Genomic DNA, 18,876 nt, shown 5'->3' on the forward strand with positions numbered 1-18,876 from the left:
TTGGACCTAAGCATGGCCTATGTGTCGATGGCATGGAGCACGCTGCGGACATGCGCCCGCGACGACGTGGCGACCGTGTCCGATGCCTGACTGAACGGAGCGGCGGACGGCTCTCGATCTCTGCGGGTCCGCCACCGGCGGCCCCTCGCAAAGGCAGGCCGGCCGTCAAGCCGTATTCCCGTGGTCCGCGCTAGTCTCAGCGTCATGGTGGACCATCCATCGGCGGACGACCGGATCGAACGGCCGTCGCTCGGGCTCAGTCCGCTCTCCCGTGTCCGGCTCGACGAACTCCTGCAGGAGATGCTCGACCGGGTCGGCGAGGTGATGGCGAGCCGGGAGCGTCTCCGATCGCTGCTCGACGCGGTCGTGGGCATCGGCACGGATCTGGACCTGCGCAGCACCCTGCAACGCATCGTGGGGGCAGCGTGCGCGCTCGCCGGCGCCCGTTACGGCGCGCTCGGCGTACTCGGCGCCGATCGCACCGACCTGAGCGATTTCATCACCCACGGCATCGACCCCGCCGCGCACGCCAATATCGGCGACCTGCCACACGGCCGCGGGATCCTCGGCCTGCTCATCACCGACCCGCGCCCGGTGCGGCTGCCCGACATCATCAAACACCCCGACTCGTACGGCTTCCCACCGCACCACCCACCGATGCACAGCTTCCTCGGCGTGCCGGTTCGTACCCGCGACCAGATCTTCGGCAACCTCTACCTCGCCGAGAAACAGGGCGCCGACGAGTTCGGCCAGGACGACGAGGAGATCGTCGTCGCACTGGCCGCGGCAGCCGGAGTCGCCATCGACAACGCCCGGCTCTACGAACTGGCTCAGCGCCGCGAACGCTGGCTGGCCGCCACGGCTGAGATCACCAGCGTGCTCCTCGGCACCGTCCAGCGCACCGAGGCGCTGCGGCTGATCGCCCGGCGTGCCCGTGAGGTGTCCGGCAGCGAACTCGTCCTGGTCATGCTGTACGACGAGATCAACGCCAGATACTCGATCGAGGTGGCCGACGGCGCCGATCCTTCGTACGGCGAACTCGCCGGCAAGCTCGTTCCCGTGGAGCCGGCTGCCGCAGCGGCGTTCGGGAAGGAGAAGGTCCGCGCCGTCGAAAACCTTCGTGCGGCCATCGAGTGGCCGTGGCCGGTGCCGGACGGTCCGGCAATGGCTGTCCCGCTCGCCGGCCCGGACACCCTGCACGGCGTGCTCATCGTGGCTCAGCCACCCGGGCAATCATCCGGCGACGAAGACGCCGCACAGCTGTCGACCTTTGCCGGGCAGGCGGCCCTGGCCCTCGAACGGGTCCGGGCTCAGGAGGAACGTCAGCAGCTCGTGTTACTCGAGGACCGGGAGCGCATCGCCCGAGACCTGCATGACGTGGTCATTCAGCGGCTGTTCGCCACCGGCATGCAGCTGCAGGGCGCTGTGCACCAGGCCGGAAGACCGGAGGTAGCCAAGCGCATCAACGCCGCCGTCGACGACCTCGACGCCACCATCCGTGACATCCGCCGCTCGATCTTCGAACTACGGACCCCGACCGGCCCGTCCCTGCGCGCCGAATTGAACGAGGCGGTGGCCACAGCAGCCGAGACGCTTGGTTTCCGACCGGTCCTGGACACCTCCGGACCGGTGGACAGCGCCATTCCCGACGACATCAAGCCCGAACTGATCGCCGTACTCCGCGAGGCCCTGTCGAACATCGCCCGGCACGCCGAAGCCACAAATGCCCGGGTTTCGCTGCGGGCCGCCGACGGCGAAGTCGTCATGTGCGTCGAGGACGACGGCAAAGGCTTCGACCCGGCCCTCGCCCGTGGCGGTGTCGTCAACATGGGTGAACGCGCACAAGATCTGGGCGGCAGCTTCGAAATCGGCGCCGCACGCGAAGGTACCGGGACAACATTGACCTGGCGGGTCCCGACCGGCGGCTGAGAACGGTCACCCCATCCTGGGCGACCTGCCCGACACGGCCGTCATCGTCCTCGTCACGATCAACACGCTGGTCGGTGTGCTGCGGAAGATCCGAGCCGATGCCCGCGATCGCCGCCCTCGATCAGCTCGTCGCACCCACGGCGCGCATTGTGCGGGACGTCATCACGTGATCCTTCCGGCCGCTTCGGGCGGCCCGCGTCCGAGGCTCGGCGGGCGTCCATTCCAGCCCGACAGGACCGGGAGCCTTCATGCGGGCAGTGGCCTACGAATACAGGACTTTGGTCCCGTACGAGTCGGGTGGTTCGACCCGGGCGGCGAAGCGTCAACCGGAGCAGAGTCAGGGGCGGAAGAAACGATTGAGGAGGAACGATGACCACCATCGACCGGAGCCGCGCGGCGCACCTCGAACACGTCGAGGCGCCCGGAGCCATGCTCACCAAGACCGCCGCCCAGGCCCTCGCCGTGCTGCGAATCTCCACCGGGTTCGTCTTTCTGTGGGCGTTCTTGGACAAGACCTTCGGCTTCGGCTACGCGACGCCTGCGGCGAAGTCGTGGATCAACGGCGGGTCACCGACCAAGGGTTTCCTGGCCAATGTCGAGGTGGGACCGTTGCAGGGCTTCTTCCACAGCATCGCCGGCGACGCCTGGGCCAACTGGGCGTTCATGCTCGGCCTGCTCGGTATCGGCCTCGCGCTCATCCTCGGCATCGGTATGCGCCTGGCCGCGGCGGCAGCCGGCGTCATGATGGCCATGATGTGGGCAGCCGAATGGCCGCTCGCCCAGCACACCAGCGCGGGCAAGCCGAGCGGCTCCACGAACCCGGTCACCGACTACCACTTCGTCTACGCGATCGGCGCCATCGTGCTCGCCCTGACCTACGCCGGGCACACCTGGGGCCTGGGCCGGCAGTGGGCCAAGCTGCCCTTCGTGCAGAAGAACCGCTGGCTGATCTGACCGAAGCGATCGCAAATGCCCGGCCGGTGCACCGGTCGGGCATGGTCGTGCCCAGAGCATCAGCAGTCCCTGCATCGCTTCACTCTTATCGGCGCAAGCTGGTGTCGCGATCGCCGAGAAGATCGTGGCCCTCGTGGTGGTGCAAAGGCTGTTCGCCACCGGGCTGCAGGTGCGGAGCAGCCCGCCGCTGATCGCCCGACCCGGAGGTCGGCCGGCGGATCAACGCCGCAGTCGACGAACTCAATTCCACGATCAGGGACATCCGGCGTGCCATCTTCGCACTCCGGACCCCGATGGCTGCGGCCCTGTGGACCGAGATCCGCGACGCCGTGGACACCGCTGCCAGGTAACGCACCGTTGACGACATCGGGATTTGGCACGGACCCCGACGCGGCCATTGGTGGCCTGGTGAATCTGCGGGAGCGCGCCTTGAGGCTGGGTGGTGAAGGCGCAGTGGAGCCAGCCGAACCGTGCGGCATGCGTCTGCGCTGGAGCGATCCGCTGGGTGACTGAGGCTCAGGAGCGCTGGCCGAGCAACCGGGTGGCCAGTACCGCGGCCTGGGTACGCCGTTCCAGCCCCAGCTTCGCCAGCAGGCTCGACACGTAGTTCTTGACCGTCTTCTCGGCGAGAAACATCCTCCCGGCGATCTCACGGTTGGTCAGCCCTTCCGCGACGTACTCCAGGATCCGGCGCTCCTGCTCAGTCAACGTCTCCAGCTCGCGCGGCTGCTCGACGCCGTTGCGGATGCGTTCCAGCACCCGCTGGGTCACCGCCGGGTCGAGCAGCGACTGTCCCGCCGCCACGCGGCGGACCGCGTCGACGAGGTCGGTGCCGCGAATCTGCTTGAGCACGTACCCGTCCGCGCCCGCCATGATCGCCGCGAACAGCGCCTCGTCGTCTTCGTAGGAGGTGAGAATCAAACCCCGGATCGACGAGTCGACGGCACGGACGTCCCGACACACGTCGATTCCACTGCCGTCGGGCAGCCGTGCATCGAGGATCGCCACGTCCGGCCGCAATGCTGGTATGCGCGCCGTGGCCTCCCGGGCCAACCCTGACTCGCCCACCACTTCGATGTCACCAGCGGCGTGTAGCAGGTCGGCCAGGCCACGTCGGACGACCTCGTGGTCGTCGAGGAGGAAAACACGGATCATCTCCCCTGTCTACCTGGTCGGGCACCGGCCGAGACAGGGTCGAAGGTCCCGTTACCCGCGACCGGACAGGAACTCGGGCCCGACCGTTCGGGACGTTCGGGCCCTGCCAATTCCGCCTGACCGCAGCCACGGTGGGAAAGAGGGTTGGCATCAGGTCCTGGTCTGGCTGATGGCCAACTCCGCGACTCGCAGGAGGCACCGCGATGATCAGCACGTGGCTCCAGCAGCAGCTGGAAGTTCGTGTACGCGTGCATGGCCGTCAGTGCTCGATGCGGGGATCAGTAGTCAACGGGCACCAGCCTTGAGATGGTCGGCATCGTCCTGCCGGCACCCTGGGGAGGATCAGACGCCAGGTCCGTCAACAACCTGCGCGGCCGGCAGTCGTGGGGTGTGTGGCGGAGCGGCGTGTTCCGGGTCGGCGATCCCGAGTCGGAGCACCAGGTAGGGATGACCGAGATTGGCCAGTAGAGTACGCAGGGTCTGTCGCGTGCTCGCCACCTCGATGACACCGCTGAGAGGGACAACGGACACGCCGAGCTCGGTGGCCCGTAGCCAGCCGGCCGAGAGAGCCTCGCCTGCGCGTAGCCAGTCTCGCGGGTCGTCCTCGTCACCGTAGAGCACAGCGTAGACAGCCGCTTTGTCATGTCCGGGTCCTATCGGCAGCCTTCCTGATCGGCCAAAGTCCCGCCCTGGGACGGTTGTCTGCTGCTGGCGCTCGGGAAGTACCTCAGCCGGTAGGCCAGTACCCACGGGTCGGGCCCGTCCGGTCCAGTACGCGAGTTCTTCCCGGATCCGTGGTTCGGCAGCCTCCACTGCGGCTGCTCTAGACGCCGCAGCAGCCAGTTCGAGGACTTGGTCGGACGACAGAAGCTGGATCCGCACCTCGGCGCCTACGGCCTTCTCGATGGCTCCCAGGACGTCTGCCGGTAGAGGTTCGTCGCTGACCGGGCGGCGGTCGGTGCGCCGGATCCGCATTGTCTGCACCAGGCGAATCGCCTCGGCCGTGACCAGCGTCCTTTCGGTCGGCCGTAGCCGGGCGAGGAGGTCAGGCCGCGCGCGGTCGGGTAGACGCTCGGTCTCGACGGTCCAGCCCTCGGCGGCGAGTGCGACCTGGGCATGGTGCAACGCGGCCCCGCAGCTGATCAGCAGGAGTTGGCCGGGCGCGTCGGTCGCGGACAGTTGCCTGGCGGGCGATCAGCGGAACCACAGTGGTTGTCCGCTCGGTCTTGCCGTGCCCGGTCGACCACCGACCAGTCGCAGACTTCTGGCATGACTTCGAGCGGGGGTAGACCTGCACGACCGGCTCGACGCTGCTCCACCACGTACGTCTCGTGGCGGTCGAGCTGGCTCTGGCACCACGCCTTGAGGTCTGCGGCGCCGCGGGGGCCGTGGAAGGAGAACACCACGTCGACGGTGACGGAGCCTTCGGCCGCCAAGCGTTGGGAAGCTCCTGTCATGGCGTTCCAATCACCGGCCGGCTCGCGTCGGGCCGTCGTGCGGCCAGTCCGCGGGCAGGTCAGCGAGCACGTCGTGCAAGGTCTTGCCTCGTTGCCTCAGGCCACGCCATAGACGAGTCCGGGGGCAACTGTGTAGCGGTCGTCGACGTCGAATTCGACTTCGTCGAACACCTCGACGACTCCAGCGACCTGGTGCGTCAGCCGGACAACCGTGTCGGCCGTCGTCCAACGCTCGACACGTCCGGTCAGCGTCACGGCACCCTGGGCCACCGCAACCGTTACCTTGTTGGCCGCTTCGGCCAGCAACGGGGTGAGGACACCGGTGTGCACGTCCTGTTGGATCTCGTCGTCCGGCCGCAGATACACCTTGAGTAGGTCACCGCGGGAGACGATGCCGACAAGCCGGCCCAGGTCGTTGACGACCGGGAGGCGCTTGACCTGCTCGGCGTCCATCAGCCGCGCTGCGGCGGCGAGCGGTGTGCCGACGAGGGCAACGACCGGCGGGCTGCTCATCAGCTCGGCGGCGGTCCCGGCCCGTGCCTTCGCTCGCGCACCGCGCCGGCGTCGGCCGTCGAACAGCCGGGGGGTCTCCACGCCCGCGTACTCGATCTTTCGCAGCAGGTCCGCCTCGGACACGACCCCGGTGACCCGCTGGAAGTCGTCCACGACGGGCACCGCGCTGAACCGGCAGCCGACCAGCAGATCGACCACGGTTCGATAGGAGGCGGTCTGTTGCACGGACACGACCGCCTCGGTCATCACATCGTCCACTTTCCAGGCCCTCATCACAGCCCTCCTTCTCTCCTCACCACCGACGCTAGGAGTGCCGGGACGCCCAGGTCAGGGCCGATCGGCCCCTCCCGACGGGCCAACCGGTGCAGCCGGTGGTGATCACCACTGACACCGGGATCTGGCTGGCTGGCGGTGTGCAGGCAAGGAAGTCGTCCGTCAGCGCCGGCTGGCAGCGACATCCTCATCGCGACAGCACCACCTTGAGCGCGCCGGTGCGCGCCGGGTCGGCGAAGACGTCGTACGCCTCGGCGAAATCGCCCAGCTCGAACCGGTGGGTGACCAGGTGGCCGACATCGAGTTGGCCGGCGACGAGCATGTCGAGCAGCTGCGGCGTGGAGTACGTGTCCACCAGGCCCGTGGTGATCGTGACGTCGCGGCTCCACAGGTCTTCCAGGTGCAGAGTCGCTGGCTTGCCGTGCACGCCGACGTTGGCGATGTGGCCGCCGGGCCGGACGAGCGTGGTGCAGAGCTCGAAGGTTTGCGGGGTGCCGACCGCCTCGATGACGACGTCCGCGCCGAGGCCGCCGGTCATAGCCTGGACCGTGCCGAGCGGGTCGTCGGTGCCGACCAGGATGGTGTCGTCCGCGCCGATTGTTCTGGCCGCCTGCAAACGGCTCTCGGCCTTGTCGACCATCACGATGCGCGCCGGCGAGTAGAGCCTCGCCGTCAGCACAGCGGCGAGCCCGATCGGGCCCGCGCCCACCACCACGACGGTGTCGCCGGGACGAACGTCGCCATTGAGCACGCCGACCTCGTACGACGTGGGCAGGATGTCGGCGAGCAGCACCGCCGTTTCGTCGGTCACCCGCTCCGGCAGCTTGTACGTGGACAGGTCCGCGAACGGGATCCGGGCATACTCGGCTTGCACCCCGTCCACCAGATGACCAAGGATCCAGCCGCCGCCACCCAGGCACTGCCCGTAGGTGCCCTGCCGACAGTACCGCCAGATCCCGCACGCGGAAATGCAGGACGCGAGCACTCGGTCGCCCTTGGCCAGTCCGCCGATACCACTGCCGATCTCGACAACCGTGCCGACCGCCTCGTGGCCGAGCACTCGACCGACGGCGACCTCCGGCACGTCGCCGCCGAGGATGTGCAGGTCGGTGCCGACCACGCCGACGACCGCTGTCCCGATCCCCGGAAGCTCCACGATCGATACGGCCAGGGTCTTCATGCGCTACGTGTTCGGCGTCTCGGTGGCCGGCCTGCCGGCCGTGTCACTGCCCGCGGGCGCAGACCCAGCCGGCCTCCCGGTCGGAGTTCAACTGATCGGTATCTCCGGCTCGGACAGCGGGCTCCTCGGGCTTGCCCTCGCCTTCGAACGCGTACTCGGCTGAAGCCGGGCCCTTCGGATCGCTCACTCCAGTCGTTCAGGAACGTCCTCGGTGATCAGGGCGAGGGTCTGGAGGAAGCGTTCGTAGGCGTCCGCTCCGACCTTGGCCGCGTACTCTCGCTCGATGTCCGCGACGATGGCGTCGGCCAGGGCCGTCAACCGCAGGCCACGTTCGGTCGGCACGATCAGCTTGGCACGGCGGTCCTCCGGGTCGGCCACCCGTTTGACGTAGCCCAGCTTCTCCAGCTCATCGAGGATGGCGCCGATCGTCTGTTTGTTCCGCCCGGACAGCCGGGTCAGATCGGTCAGCCGCAGACCGTCCTCGTCCAGATAAGCTGTCACCGCACCGTGCCGGGGCCTGATGTCGTCGAAGCCCTCCTCGGCGCTGCGCCGGAAAAGCTCGGACTGCAGTCCGAACAGCAACCGGGTGGACAGCATGCCGAGATCCGGAGTGCGCATGCTGCGACGCAATTTAACCCCCTGTGGTCAAAGCCCCAGGGTCTCATGCCGCCTACCGGCCCCGACCGAGGGTCGGTCCACCTCTACCTCGGCGATAACCTCGACCGAAGCGCCCAGCGGCAGCTCGGCGACACCGGACCGCGCTGCGACCTCAGGGCTGCGGTCCGTTAGGCCTCAGGTGTCGACCAGGCAATCCGTGGTACCGCCGACTCCCCTGGTGCGGACACGATCGGCGTGTCCCTCCTGGCCGAGGTCCGCGTAACTCTGCCGAGCCGTCCGCCACGCGCTCGCGGCCTCCGCATGTCGTCCGGCTGCGGCCAGGACGTCGCCGAAGCTCTCCTCGTTGAGCGCGATCAAGGTGACATTGCCACCGCGGCCGAACCTGTCCCGGGCCTGCTGGAAGAACGTGATCGCAGCACCGAACCGGCCCCGGCCGGCCTCGATGCCGGCCATTGCCGCGCTGAAGCAGCCCGCGAGGCCGACGTCGCCGATGCCCAGGGCGATGGCCTCACCCCGACGGAGATCTCGGAAGCCACTCTCGATGTCTCCCGCTCGGCCGTGCTCTGCGCCGATCCCGATCAGAGCCAGGGCGGCCCCGCGGTCGTGACCGGCCGACTCGAACAATGTCAGGGCACGCTCGTACGAGCGCAGAGCCTCGCCATAGCGGCCCTGGAGGTGCTGAAGCCGACCGATGTTGGTGTGAACCAGGCCCTTGCCGGACGGAGAACCGGCCGCGTCGAACAACCGCAGCGCCTCGTTCAGATGCTCCCACGCAACCTCGAAGTTCGGGCCGTCCACCGGGAGGCCGAAGATTTCGGCACAGGCCCGCAGGCGGTGCATGACAGCCACGCCCTCGAGGTCACCGGCCGCCATGGATGCGTCCAACGCCTGCCCGGCCGCGCCCCGCCATCGCTGAGTCATGGCGCGACGCTGGTAGTACGGCATGATCGTCTGAGCGAGCTGCCACGGCCGGAAGCCCTTCACATCGCGGACGGTCGACGCTGCCTCCAACAGCGCCAGCTCGTCGGCGAACCAGGCGGTCGCCGACCGCGGATCGGTGATCTGTTCCGGAACGACCCCCGGCAGCGGCGGTGGCGGCGTGCTCAGTGACACTGCCGGTGACAGCATTCTCCCCGCGGCGTAGCCGGTCTGCCACAGCTGGTCGAGCAGACGACGCAGGGCGCCGTCCCGGTCGTCCCGGCCGTCGAGGCCGGCGCTCAGCTCCGCGGCGTACGTTCGGATCAGATCGTCGAATCGGAATCGGCCGGGCCGGTACTCGGTCAGCAGGCGGATCCGGACCAGCTCGCGCAGCAACGCCCGCGTCGCCGGACGGGAGAGACCGGCCACCGCGGCGGCGACGGCCAGACCGAAGTCCGGGCCCGGGCCGACGGTCAACAGCCGGAACAGACGTGCTGCATGGTCGCTGAGCATGTGGTATGACCACGAGAACACGGTGCGAACGTCACTTCGGGGATCCTCGCCGTCGAAGAAGTCCAGCGATCGCGCGTCTCGCAACTCGTCCGCGATCTGCCGCAGCGACCAGTCCGGATAGGCGACGGCTCGGGCGCACACGACAGCGACCGCCAGCGGGAGACCGCCGCACCGCTCGACGATTTCGTCCAGCGCCGCCTCCTGCCCCACGATCCGATCGGCGCCCAGGCGGTTGCGGAACGCCGTTCGATACTCGGCCGGCGACGGACGGTCCAGATTCAGCGGCACAGCGCCTTCCTGGCTGATCAGGCCGAGCATCCGGTTGCGGCTGGTCACCAGGACCAGGCTGCCCGCCGAAGTCGGGATCAACGGCCGGACATGTTCCTCGTCGCGGGCGTTGTCCAGGATCAACAGCATCCGGCGGTCGGCCATCAGGGTCCGGAACATGGCCTTGCGAGCCTCGACGAGGGGTGGGATCTCGGTGTGCGCCACACCGAGGGCCAACAGGAGGTGGTCGAGCGCCTGCTCGGTGCTCAGCAAGCTGGCGCGGTCGTCGAACCCGCGCAGATCGAGGAAGACGCGGCCATCCGGGAACGACGAGGCACTCTCGTGTGCCCACTGCACGACGAGACTGGTCTTGCCCATGCCCGGCAGTCCGTCGACCACGCCGATCACGGTCGCCGCCGGGTTGTCGCCGAGCTTCGCGGCCAGCGACGACAATCGGGCCAGCTCTGCGGCGCGACCGCTGAAATGCCGGTTACCGGGCGGCAACTGTGACAGCACTGGCTCGGCAACAACCGTCGCCGGGACCGTGGGCCCGGCGACGGCGCCGAGCATCCGCTGCTGTGCCGCTCTCAACTCCGGGCCGGGCTCGACGCCGAGTTCGTCGTGCAGGCGTACCCGGATCGCCTCGAACGCCGCCATCGCGGCGGCCTGCCTACCGGCCGCGACGAGCAACAGGATCAACCGAGCGTGCAACGCCTCGTCCAACGGGTCCTGGTTGGCTGCGGTACGGATCAGGGGCAGCAGCTCGGCCGGCTGCCCGCAGCTCAGGGCGGCTTCGACCGCGGCGCCGGCCACCTCCGTCCGCTCGTGGTCGACCGCGACGAACTCGGGTGCCATCTCCGGCCCGGTGTCCAGGTCGGCTGCGCATCTCGCCCGCCACAGCTGAAGGGCCGCGGTCAGGTGCGCCAGCGCGGTCGCCGGGTCGCCGGCTCCGGCCGCCGCATGCCCCCGCTCCGCGAGGCGCCGAAAGGCGATCAGGTCCACGGCGCTCGCTTCGACGTCCAGGCTGTATCCAGCTCCCACCCGTTGCACGTATTGGCCTTGTTCCCGCGGCCCGAGCCCAGGTTCCAGCAGCCGCCGCAGCAACCCGATGTGCCGGTGGACGATGTTCGCCGCACGGGCTGGCTGGTCGTCACCCCACAACAGTCGCGCGAACTCCTCCGGCGCGACCGGGCTGCCCGCCCGGACCAGCAGGAGCCCCAGGACGTGCCGCAGCTGTGGCGGCCGCGGGTCCAGTTCGATGCCCGCGCGCCAGACTCGCACCGGTCCGAGCACGGAGAACCGCACCCCGGGATCCATCCGACACACCTCCGATTCGAGTTCTCTCAGGTGTGCCGTCCAGGGACGTTGGTCAACCTGGTGATGGGCGGTAGGCCACCGGTGGCGGTCTGGGGTCGGTGGTGATTGTAGCGATGTAGGAAGGCCGGTCGGGCCTTGCTACGGGCTTGTTCGCAGGTGTAGAGCCGGGCGATGGCCCAGCCGTCGGTCAAGGTCCGGTGGAACCGTTCGACCTTGCCGTTGGTCTGTGGCCGGTAAAGGCGGGTTTTCTTCGGCCTGGTCCCCAGCTCGGCATAGGCGACCCGGGAGTGATCATCGACGACGGTGTGCACGAACGCGGTACCTATCTGAGGTTCGTAGACGCTGTTGGGTGACCCGGTGCCCGCGCGGTGGCCCGGCGGTTGCGCTCGCCTTGCTGGCGGCCGACGAAACGCCAGCCGCCGCCGTCGGGAATGTTGCCGTACTTGGTGACATCCACGTGCGGCATCGCGCCGGGGGCGCACCGGGACGACTACGGCTGTTGGACCTCGACGACGACCTTGCCGACCACGTTCCGCTCGACGGCCTCGTGCGCGGCGGCGACCCGCTCCAGAGGGAACCGCAGGATCGGCAGACCGGCCTCCTCACCGACCCGGAAGGCACCGGAGTCGACCGCCTCGGCTACGGCGGCGACCGCACCGTCTTTCTCCTCGTCGGCCGTCGTGTAGGTCAGCACGAAGTCGAGGCTGACGTTCTTGAACGCCGCCTGGAAAGCCGGGATCGAGACCTCGCCGCCGACATAGATGGCGATGTTGCCGCCCGGGGCGACCAGCGTGAGGTCCTGGCGCAGGTTGTCGACGTTGACCTCGACGATGATCTGCGGCCCGGTCTTGCTCAGCTCGCGGACCCGGGCGACCACATCTTCGTGGCGATAGTTGATCACCGCGTCGGCGCCGGCCGCCGTGGCCAGGTCGGCCTTCTCCTTGGACGAGACGGTGGTCAGCACGGTCGCGCCGGCCCACTTCGCGAGTTGGATCGCCGCGTTGCCGACCGCACCCGCGCCCCCGGCGACCAGAACAGTGCGGCCTTTTAGGGCGTCGGGCGTCAGCCGCGAGGGGCCGTCGGCGGCGACGGTAAGGCAGCGGTGCGCGGTCAGCGCGGGAATGCCCACCGCGGCGCCGACCGCGAACGGGACCTCCTTGTTCATCTGCACCACTTGGCGGCGGGGCAGGACCACGTATTCCTGGGCGGTGCCGTCGGCCCGGCCGTACGCCGCGTCCCAGACCCAGACGTGATCGCCCGGTTCGAGCCCGGTCACCCCGTCACCGACCGCGTCGACCACACCGGCCCCGTCCTGATTCGGCACGCGTGGCGGCGCGATGCCGTCGGGCACCCCACGGCCGGATCGGGTGCCGGTGTCGGTGGGGTTGACCGCGGAGAGAACGATCCGCACCCTTACCTCACCGGGCCCGGCGGGCGGCAGATCGCGATCGACGATCTCCAGAACGGACGCGGGGCCCGGCTCGGTGAAGACAACTGCCCGCATGTTTCTTCCTTACTTGGTTCGTGGGACTCGTTCATTCATCGCCGCGCACTCACCGCGCGGCCATCGCCTTCTCGATCTGCGCCACTGCTTCTTCCTGGCCCAGGTCGGCATAGCGGTCACGCGCCATCCGCCACGCGGACAACGCCTCCGCCGGCCGTCCGGTCGCCGCGAAGACGTCGCCGAGCCGCTTCTCCAGTTTGGCCGACTCGACGTGGTTGCCGCTGGTGAGGAAAAGCTCGCGGGCCCGCTGGAGGCAGGCGACCGCCTCGTCGAGCCGGCCGAGCCGGCGGAGCACCTCGGCCATCGTGCCGGCGCAGGAGCCCGCGTTGCTGTCATCGTTCCCGGCGATCGCGAGAGCCTCGGCCCGAGCCAGATTCTCCAGGCCGGCTTCCAGATCACCGAGCTCCACCAGTTGCCATCCCCGGCCGAACAGGGCAAGCGCGAGGCCCCGTTCGTGGTCGAGAGACTCGAAGACGGACATGGCACGTTCGTAGTCGGTCAGAGCCTCGCGGTGCCGGCCCTGACTGTCATGCACAGTGCCGAAGTTGCAATAGGCAAAGGCCATGTCGAGCGGCCTTCCAGCCGCGTCGAACAGTTCGAGGGCACGCTCCAGGTGCCGGGTCGCCGCGGCGAAGCGCGTCGCCGCAGCGGCGTGGCTGCCGAACACCTCGGCGCCGGCCATCATCCGGTGCATCACGGCCTGTCCCTCCAGATCGCCGGCGTCAACGGCGACACGCAAGGCGAGCGTGGCCGTGGACAGCCACCGCGGCACCATGGCGCGCCGCTGGTAGTAGGGCATCAGGGCTTCGGCGAGCTGCCAGGGACGGAACTCCGGGACGTCGCGCACCGCCAGGGACCCCTCGATAGTGGTCAGCTCGGTGGTGAACCAGGACATCGCCGACTGCGCATCCGCGACGCTCTGGGGCGTGACACCGGCCAGGGACCTCGGTGGCTCACTCAGCCGCGACGAGGGCATCAGCGCGCTGCCCGCGGCGTATGCCGTCTGGCGAAGATGATCGAGCAAGCGTGCCACGGCAGCGCGTCGATGCTCGTCGAGGTCCTCCCCCGCTCCCAATTCGCCGGCGTAGACCCGGATCAGGTCGTGCATCGCGTACCGGCCCAGTCGAACCTCGGTCAGCAGGCGGGTGCGATTGAGCTCACCGAGCAGCTTGCGCGCGGTGTGGAAGGGTACCCCGGCCAGACTCGCGGCCGAGGCCACGCCAAAATCCGTGCCCAGGTGCAGCGGCAGCAGGCGGAACAACTGGGCGGCCTGGTCACTGAGCATGTGGTAGGACCAGGAGAAGACGTTGCGGACGTCGCTGCGGGGCTCGTCGCCGTCGAACGGGTCCAGGGTCACCGCGTGCCGCAGCTCGTCCGCGACCTCCCGCAGCGGGCATTCATAGGCCAGAGCGCGGGCGCAGACGACGGCGAGCGCGAGCGGAAGCCCACCGCAACTCGCGATGATTTCGTCGAGATGCTGCTCGTCACCGGACTGCCGATCGTCTCCCACCCGTTTGCGGACGACCGCGCGGGACTCGGCCAGCGTCATCGCCCCCAGGCTCACCGGCGTGGCGCCCTCGCGGGTGACCAGCCCGGTCAGCCGGTTGCGGCTGGTCACCAGCACCAGGCTGTTCGACGACGCCGGCAGGAGCGGCCGCACATGCTCCTCGTCCCTGGCATTGTCGAGGACGAGCAGGGTCCGGCGTTCGGCCATCCTCGATCGGTACAGGTTCGTTCGCGTCGCTATGTCGGCGGGCATCTCCGAATAGGGGACGTCGAGCGCGGTGAGCAGATGTTCCAGCGCCTTGCCGGTGTCGACCACGCTTCCGCTCGGGTCGAAGCCTTGTAGGTTGATGAAGAGCCGGCCGTCCGGGAACAGATGCGACATCCGGTGCGCCCAGTGCACCACCAGACTCGTCTTGCCCATGCCCGGCAGCCCGTCGACGACCCCGATCACTGTCGCCGACCGATCGCGGCCCACCTCGGCGGCCAGCGCCGACAGCTGGTCGAGTTCGGCGTCACGCCCGGTGAAGAGATTGCTGCCCGGCGGCAGCTGTGAGGGCACCGAACGGCGCGGGTCGGGCGCGGGTGCCGGCTGGACGAGGGAGTCCTGGCGCAGCACCCGGTCGTAAGCGGCTACCAGATCCCGGCCGGGGTCGACCCCCAATTGCTCGGTCAAGCGCAGACGGATGGCGTGATAGACCGCGCCCGCGGCGGCCTGCCGGCCGCTCGCTGACAGCAGAATGATCAACCGAGCGTGGACGACTTCGTCGAGCGGGTTCTGATCGGCCGCGGCCTGGATGAGAGGGACGAGGTCACCGGGATCGCCGCCGCGCAGGGCATCGTCGACGGCGGCGCACGCCACGGCCACTCGTTCCTGGTCGACCGCGGCGAACTCGGGGGCCAGGGCCGCACCCGGGTCGATGCCGGCCGCGCACCGGCCGTGCCAGAGTCGCAGCGCGGCGGCCCGCTGGGCCAGAGCGGTCGGGTGGTCCCCGCCCTCGGCGGCGAGCGTCGCCGCCTCGGCTTGCTCCCGGAAGTGCAGAAGGTCGAGCTCCGACGGCGCCACCTCGAGCCGGTAACCACTGCCGGCCCGCGTCAGCCAACGACCCTGGGCCCGGTTGGCCAGCTCGGGTTCGAGCAACTTGCGCAGCGCGCCGATGTGGCGATGGACGATGTTGCCGGCTCGCGCCGGCGGGTCCTCGCCCCACAGCAGGGCGCTGAACTCTTCGGGAGCGACCGGATCCGGAGCGCGGACGAGAAGCAGTCCGAGCATGCTCCGCAGCTGCGGGGGGCGCAGGTCGATCTCGACATCCTGCCGCCAGGCACGAACCGGGCCGAGCACCGTGAATCGCACTTCGGGATTCATGTCTACCTCCGGCCATCTCGCGGATCGCACCGAAGCGATCGATCGGACCGGCTGTGCACGCGAACACGGACCGGGTTGCCAGCTCTTCGCGCATCCTAACGGCGGTCACCTGCGGCCAGACCCGTGCAGGGACTCCGTGGGTCGCGTCCACGCCGCGCCGCCAGTCGCCGCTCCACTAACCGGCTACACGTTTTCAACAGTTAGGTTACACGCTCCCTGACAATGGCCGGCCGCCCCGGACGAGGCATCAGCCGGCCCGCACCCGCCGATAGTGCCGGGACACCTTGCTCCGGTTGCCACACGTCTCCATCGAGCACCATCGCCGACCCCCGTTGCGGGAGATGTCATAGAAATAGAGTGCGCAGCCCGCCCCGGAACATCGGCGCAACCGGCGCGGTCCCCGGCCGACGAGGTCGAGATAGTTGTCGGCAGCCTCCCAGGCCGGCAACCACTCATCGGCCACCTCGACGATCCTCGTCGGCACTCCCGCCCGGAGCGCGAAGCGCACACGCCCGCGGGCCAGAATCAGGTTGAGCGCCACCTCGGCGCCCTCCCCCGGCGTTTCCACGATTGCGCGCAGGGCGTCCCGCGTCTCGCGTAGTGCGGCCCCGGCCTCGGTGCTCCACCCGCGGAACCCGTGGCTCAGCAGCCACGAGGCGGCCCAGGCGTGGTCGTCCAGCGCGTCGAACTCCCGCCCCTGATCGACCCACCGCGTGTTGAGCAGATCCAGCGCGAACGGCTCATGCTCCAGCGGACGCCTCATTGGGCGGAAGCTACCAGCCCACGACCCGGCGCATCCACCACACACGGCACGCGTCATCTCACCGTACGTTCGGCCCGGCTGACTCGCCGTGTTCGCCACGTGGTCCAACCGCATCCGGCGGACGATCACTCAGTTCGACGAGCGGATTTCGGCCGCGGCGGTGCGGATCATCAGCGAACCGCACCGCCCCCCGTTTACTGGAAGTCGCACCCAGGGTTGGGAGCGTCGACCGACAACGGCGCGCCGTGCGGCAGGACGTAGAGCACTTCGAGCACCATGTCGGTGCGGCCCTTGTTGATGCCAATGTGCACCTTGTCGGCGCCGGCGGGCTCGACGATGGACTGGCCGGTGCGGTACACGCCATCCGACTTGCAGTCGCGGTCGAAGTGGCTGAGCGTGCCCTTCTTGACCACCCCGTACAGAACGCCCGGGTGCGTATGCCACCCGGTGGCCTGACCCGGCGGGATGGTGACTTCACGCAGGATGTAGTCCTTGTCACCGACCGTGGTCTGCCACTGGATCGTGCCCGACACACCCGGACCGGACGGCGTGGCCAGCGCGGGCGCCCCGGTGAGCGCCAGCCCGGCGACGACAGCGCCGACCATGGCCGCTCCCGCGGCGAGAGTCCTCTTCACGATGTTCCTCCTCGAATCGAATGGGACGCACCAGAAAACGCAGGGACGAAGAAGACGTTCAGATCCCCGCAAGTGGCCAGCGACACGGGAACCCGCCGGAATGCTCCACCTCACAGCAGATCGCACTGAATGCCGACGACTCGGACGCGTTTGCCAACGCGCCCCGACCCTCGCCAACCGGAAATTCAAGCCACCGATATGAGCTTCGATGTCATCACTCGCCCGTGGCGGCCCGGCGACCTCGCCCTGCTGCGCCTCGCGGCGACCGACTTCTCGCCGGACACCCTGACCCACCGGTTCCTCACCGGCACCCACACGGTCCTGCGGCACTACCTGGCAAGCCTCCAGTCACGCGCCGTAACGGACCGATGCTGGCTCGGCCAGGTAGCGCTGTCCGACGGACGGTTCGCCGGTCTCGCCGGGTGCGACTGGGTCGCCTCGATGCGGGCGATGGCCGAGGCCTTCGCCCATGGACCGGCCTTCTGCGGCCGGACGACCGAGCAGGAACAGATCGCCGGGTTTCGGGAGGTCAGTTTCAGCCAGTAAGCCCGATATACCATTTAAGTCATGTTGAGTCACAAAAAAGTCTGATTATCGACATGGTGCACGTCACCGAACGGGGTACCTTGATAGCCCCACGGCAGACAGAGGGAGCTTCGTGAACTCGATCGAAACGGCCCGGCTCGGTGACCTGATTCGCGGCATCCGACGGGCGAAAGGACTCACCCTCGAAGAGTTGAGCGTCCGAGCGGGAGTAGGCGTGCGAACTATCGGAGACCTCGAGCGCCACCGCATCGCCCGGCCCCACCGACGCACGATCGAGGCCCTGGTCACCGCCCTCGACCCAGCGACGGACGAGCACGACGCGATCTGGGCCTCGCTCCGGCCACCGGCGCAGCCGTCCGCCGCCCCCGAGAACGAAGGCACCGCGACCTCCTTGACGGTCGGCCGCGACTACGAGATGGCTGCCTTCGTCCAATGGTTCGACGGACGCTACAACCAGGGCGAGGTGACCGGCCCGGTCGTCCTCACGGGACTGCCCGGCATCGGGAAGACGACCTTCGGCAAGGAGATCTGCCGAACCCATCGTGACCGGTTCCCTGATGGGCGGTTCCATCTCGACCTGGGCGGTTCCGACGATCGCCCGATGACCCCCCATGACGCACTCGGCCATCTCCTCACCCGCATCGGTCTTCCGCCGGAGGAGATCCCCGCCTCGCCGAAGGACCGGGGACTGCTCTACCGCTACCGCATGCACACAACCGCGATGATCGTCGGGCTCGACAATGCCGCCGACGAGGCCCAGATCCGCCCCCTCCTCGTTGACAGCACCCACAGCATGACCATCGTGGCGAGCCGCCGGCCCCTCGCCGGGCTCGACGCCGGCCACCGCGTCGGGCTGGGAGAACTCGACCCGGCTGGCTCCCGACAAGCCCTGGAATCGATGATCGACCGGCCCGAGCGACTCGCGGTCGAGCCCGCCGCGGCGGACGAGTTGATCGAACTCTGCGCCGGTCTGCCGCTGGCCCTGCGCCTGGTCGGTAACCGGCTCAACAGCCGGCCGCGAATGACGGTCACCAGCCTGGTAGACCGGATGAGATCCCCGGGCGAACGGCTGACCTGGTTGTCCGCCGGCGATGTGCAGCTTCGGTCGGTTCTTGCCGGTCAATACCGCCATCTGACCCGCGAGCAGCAATCGTTGCTCCATCGCCTGAGTGTCATCCGCACGCCCGAGGTGAGCACCGAGGCGGCCGCGGTACTCCTTGGACTCGACGTGCTCAGCGCCGAGGAACGCCTCGAAGACCTCGTCGACGCCGGGGTGATGACCTTCGGGTCGGGCACCGGCCGCTACCACCTCAACGAACTGGTCAGGCTCTACGGGCGAGAGCTGTTCAGGGTAGGCGGGCCTGCACCGGTTCTGCTCGCCGATCTGCCTGTCCGGCCAGGAGGACAGAAGCCAGTCGCGGTGACTTCGGAAAAGGCAGCTTGACGGCGTTCTCCCGAAAGGGTG

At 68.8% G+C, this 18,876-nt stretch carries 14 protein-coding genes and 3 pseudogenes; 6 read left to right on the plus strand and 11 right to left on the minus strand.

The features are described 5' to 3' along the window. The first annotated feature begins 204 nt into the window (after positions 1-204). The 3 genes and pseudogenes from AB0A95_RS18300 to AB0A95_RS18310 all read left to right on the plus strand — a co-directional run. Positions 205-1,929 (plus strand): GAF domain-containing sensor histidine kinase, encoded by a 1,725-nt coding sequence (locus AB0A95_RS18300; RefSeq protein WP_357556915.1) that lies wholly within the window; start codon positions 205-207, stop codon positions 1,927-1,929. Positions 1,930-2,298: 369 nt separating this feature from the next. Continuing rightward, positions 2,299-2,883, plus strand: coding sequence for a DoxX family membrane protein (locus tag AB0A95_RS18305; protein WP_357556916.1), 585 nt, complete (start codon positions 2,299-2,301; stop codon positions 2,881-2,883). Positions 2,884-3,016: 133 nt separating this feature from the next. Beyond that, positions 3,017-3,396, plus strand: a pseudogene (locus tag AB0A95_RS18310) (ATPase); the annotation flags it as partial. Between the two features lie 3 nt (positions 3,397-3,399). Here AB0A95_RS18310 and AB0A95_RS18315 read toward each other — a convergent pair. The 4 genes and pseudogenes from AB0A95_RS18315 to AB0A95_RS18330 form a co-directional block, all read right to left on the minus strand. After that, positions 3,400-4,038 carry a response regulator transcription factor gene (locus tag AB0A95_RS18315; protein ID WP_357556917.1) on the minus strand — a complete coding sequence of 213 codons (639 nt, stop codon included), beginning with the start codon at positions 4,036-4,038 and terminating at the stop codon, positions 3,400-3,402. Between the two features lie 342 nt (positions 4,039-4,380). Further along, positions 4,381-5,223: pseudogene (locus AB0A95_RS18320) on the minus strand (nitroreductase); the annotation flags it as partial. A gap of 368 nt (positions 5,224-5,591) precedes the next feature. Continuing rightward, on the minus strand, positions 5,592-6,281 hold the full coding sequence (locus AB0A95_RS18325) for a CBS domain-containing protein (RefSeq protein WP_357556918.1): 690 nt from the start codon (positions 6,279-6,281) through the stop codon (positions 5,592-5,594). A 187-nt stretch (positions 6,282-6,468) separates the two neighbouring features. Continuing rightward, positions 6,469-7,461, minus strand: coding sequence for a zinc-binding dehydrogenase (locus AB0A95_RS18330; RefSeq protein ID WP_357556919.1), 993 nt, complete (start codon positions 7,459-7,461; stop codon positions 6,469-6,471). On the opposite strand from AB0A95_RS18330, the gene AB0A95_RS18335 reads away from it, so the two are divergent. Continuing rightward, the gene (locus AB0A95_RS18335; protein WP_357556920.1) at positions 7,379-7,624 is read left to right on the plus strand and encodes an amidase family protein; all 246 of its coding nucleotides are present in this window, start codon (positions 7,379-7,381) and stop codon (positions 7,622-7,624) included. The two genes, AB0A95_RS18330 and AB0A95_RS18335, sit on opposite strands and share 83 nt — an antisense overlap. Positions 7,625-7,644: 20 nt before the next feature. On the opposite strand, the gene AB0A95_RS18340 is transcribed toward AB0A95_RS18335, so the two are convergent. The 7 genes and pseudogenes from AB0A95_RS18340 to AB0A95_RS18370 form a co-directional block, all read right to left on the minus strand. Beyond that, the gene (locus tag AB0A95_RS18340; RefSeq protein WP_357556921.1) at positions 7,645-8,079 is read right to left on the minus strand and encodes a MarR family transcriptional regulator; all 435 of its coding nucleotides are present in this window, start codon (positions 8,077-8,079) and stop codon (positions 7,645-7,647) included. 174 nt (positions 8,080-8,253) lie between these two features. Beyond that, complete coding sequence (locus tag AB0A95_RS18345; protein ID WP_357556922.1) at positions 8,254-11,094, minus strand: BTAD domain-containing putative transcriptional regulator; 2,841 nt, start codon at positions 11,092-11,094, stop codon at positions 8,254-8,256. Between the two features lie 26 nt (positions 11,095-11,120). After that, a pseudogene (locus tag AB0A95_RS18350) lies at positions 11,121-11,569 on the minus strand (integrase core domain-containing protein); the annotation flags it as partial. A gap of 15 nt (positions 11,570-11,584) precedes the next feature. Beyond that, positions 11,585-12,598 (minus strand): NADPH:quinone reductase, encoded by a 1,014-nt coding sequence (locus tag AB0A95_RS18355; RefSeq protein ID WP_357556923.1) that lies wholly within the window; start codon positions 12,596-12,598, stop codon positions 11,585-11,587. A 49-nt stretch (positions 12,599-12,647) separates the two neighbouring features. Next, positions 12,648-15,467 (minus strand): BTAD domain-containing putative transcriptional regulator, encoded by a 2,820-nt coding sequence (locus AB0A95_RS18360; RefSeq protein ID WP_357556924.1) that lies wholly within the window; start codon positions 15,465-15,467, stop codon positions 12,648-12,650. A gap of 247 nt (positions 15,468-15,714) precedes the next feature. Next, a complete protein-coding gene (locus tag AB0A95_RS18365; protein WP_357556925.1) occupies positions 15,715-16,230 on the minus strand; it encodes a CGNR zinc finger domain-containing protein in 516 nt (171 codons plus the stop codon). A gap of 194 nt (positions 16,231-16,424) precedes the next feature. Further along, the gene (locus AB0A95_RS18370; RefSeq protein ID WP_357556926.1) at positions 16,425-16,865 is read right to left on the minus strand and encodes a cupin domain-containing protein; all 441 of its coding nucleotides are present in this window, start codon (positions 16,863-16,865) and stop codon (positions 16,425-16,427) included. A 198-nt stretch (positions 16,866-17,063) separates the two neighbouring features. On the opposite strand from AB0A95_RS18370, the gene AB0A95_RS18375 reads away from it, so the two are divergent. Beyond that, the gene (locus AB0A95_RS18375) at positions 17,064-17,411 is read left to right on the plus strand and encodes a hypothetical protein (RefSeq protein ID WP_357556927.1); all 348 of its coding nucleotides are present in this window, start codon (positions 17,064-17,066) and stop codon (positions 17,409-17,411) included. A gap of 112 nt (positions 17,412-17,523) precedes the next feature. Continuing rightward, a complete protein-coding gene (locus AB0A95_RS18380; protein ID WP_357556928.1) occupies positions 17,524-18,855 on the plus strand; it encodes a helix-turn-helix transcriptional regulator in 1,332 nt (443 codons plus the stop codon). Positions 18,856-18,876: the final 21 nt, after the last annotated feature.

This window comes from Micromonospora sp. NPDC049230 (assembly GCF_040647875.1).
Classification (GTDB): domain Bacteria; phylum Actinomycetota; class Actinomycetes; order Mycobacteriales; family Micromonosporaceae; genus Micromonospora.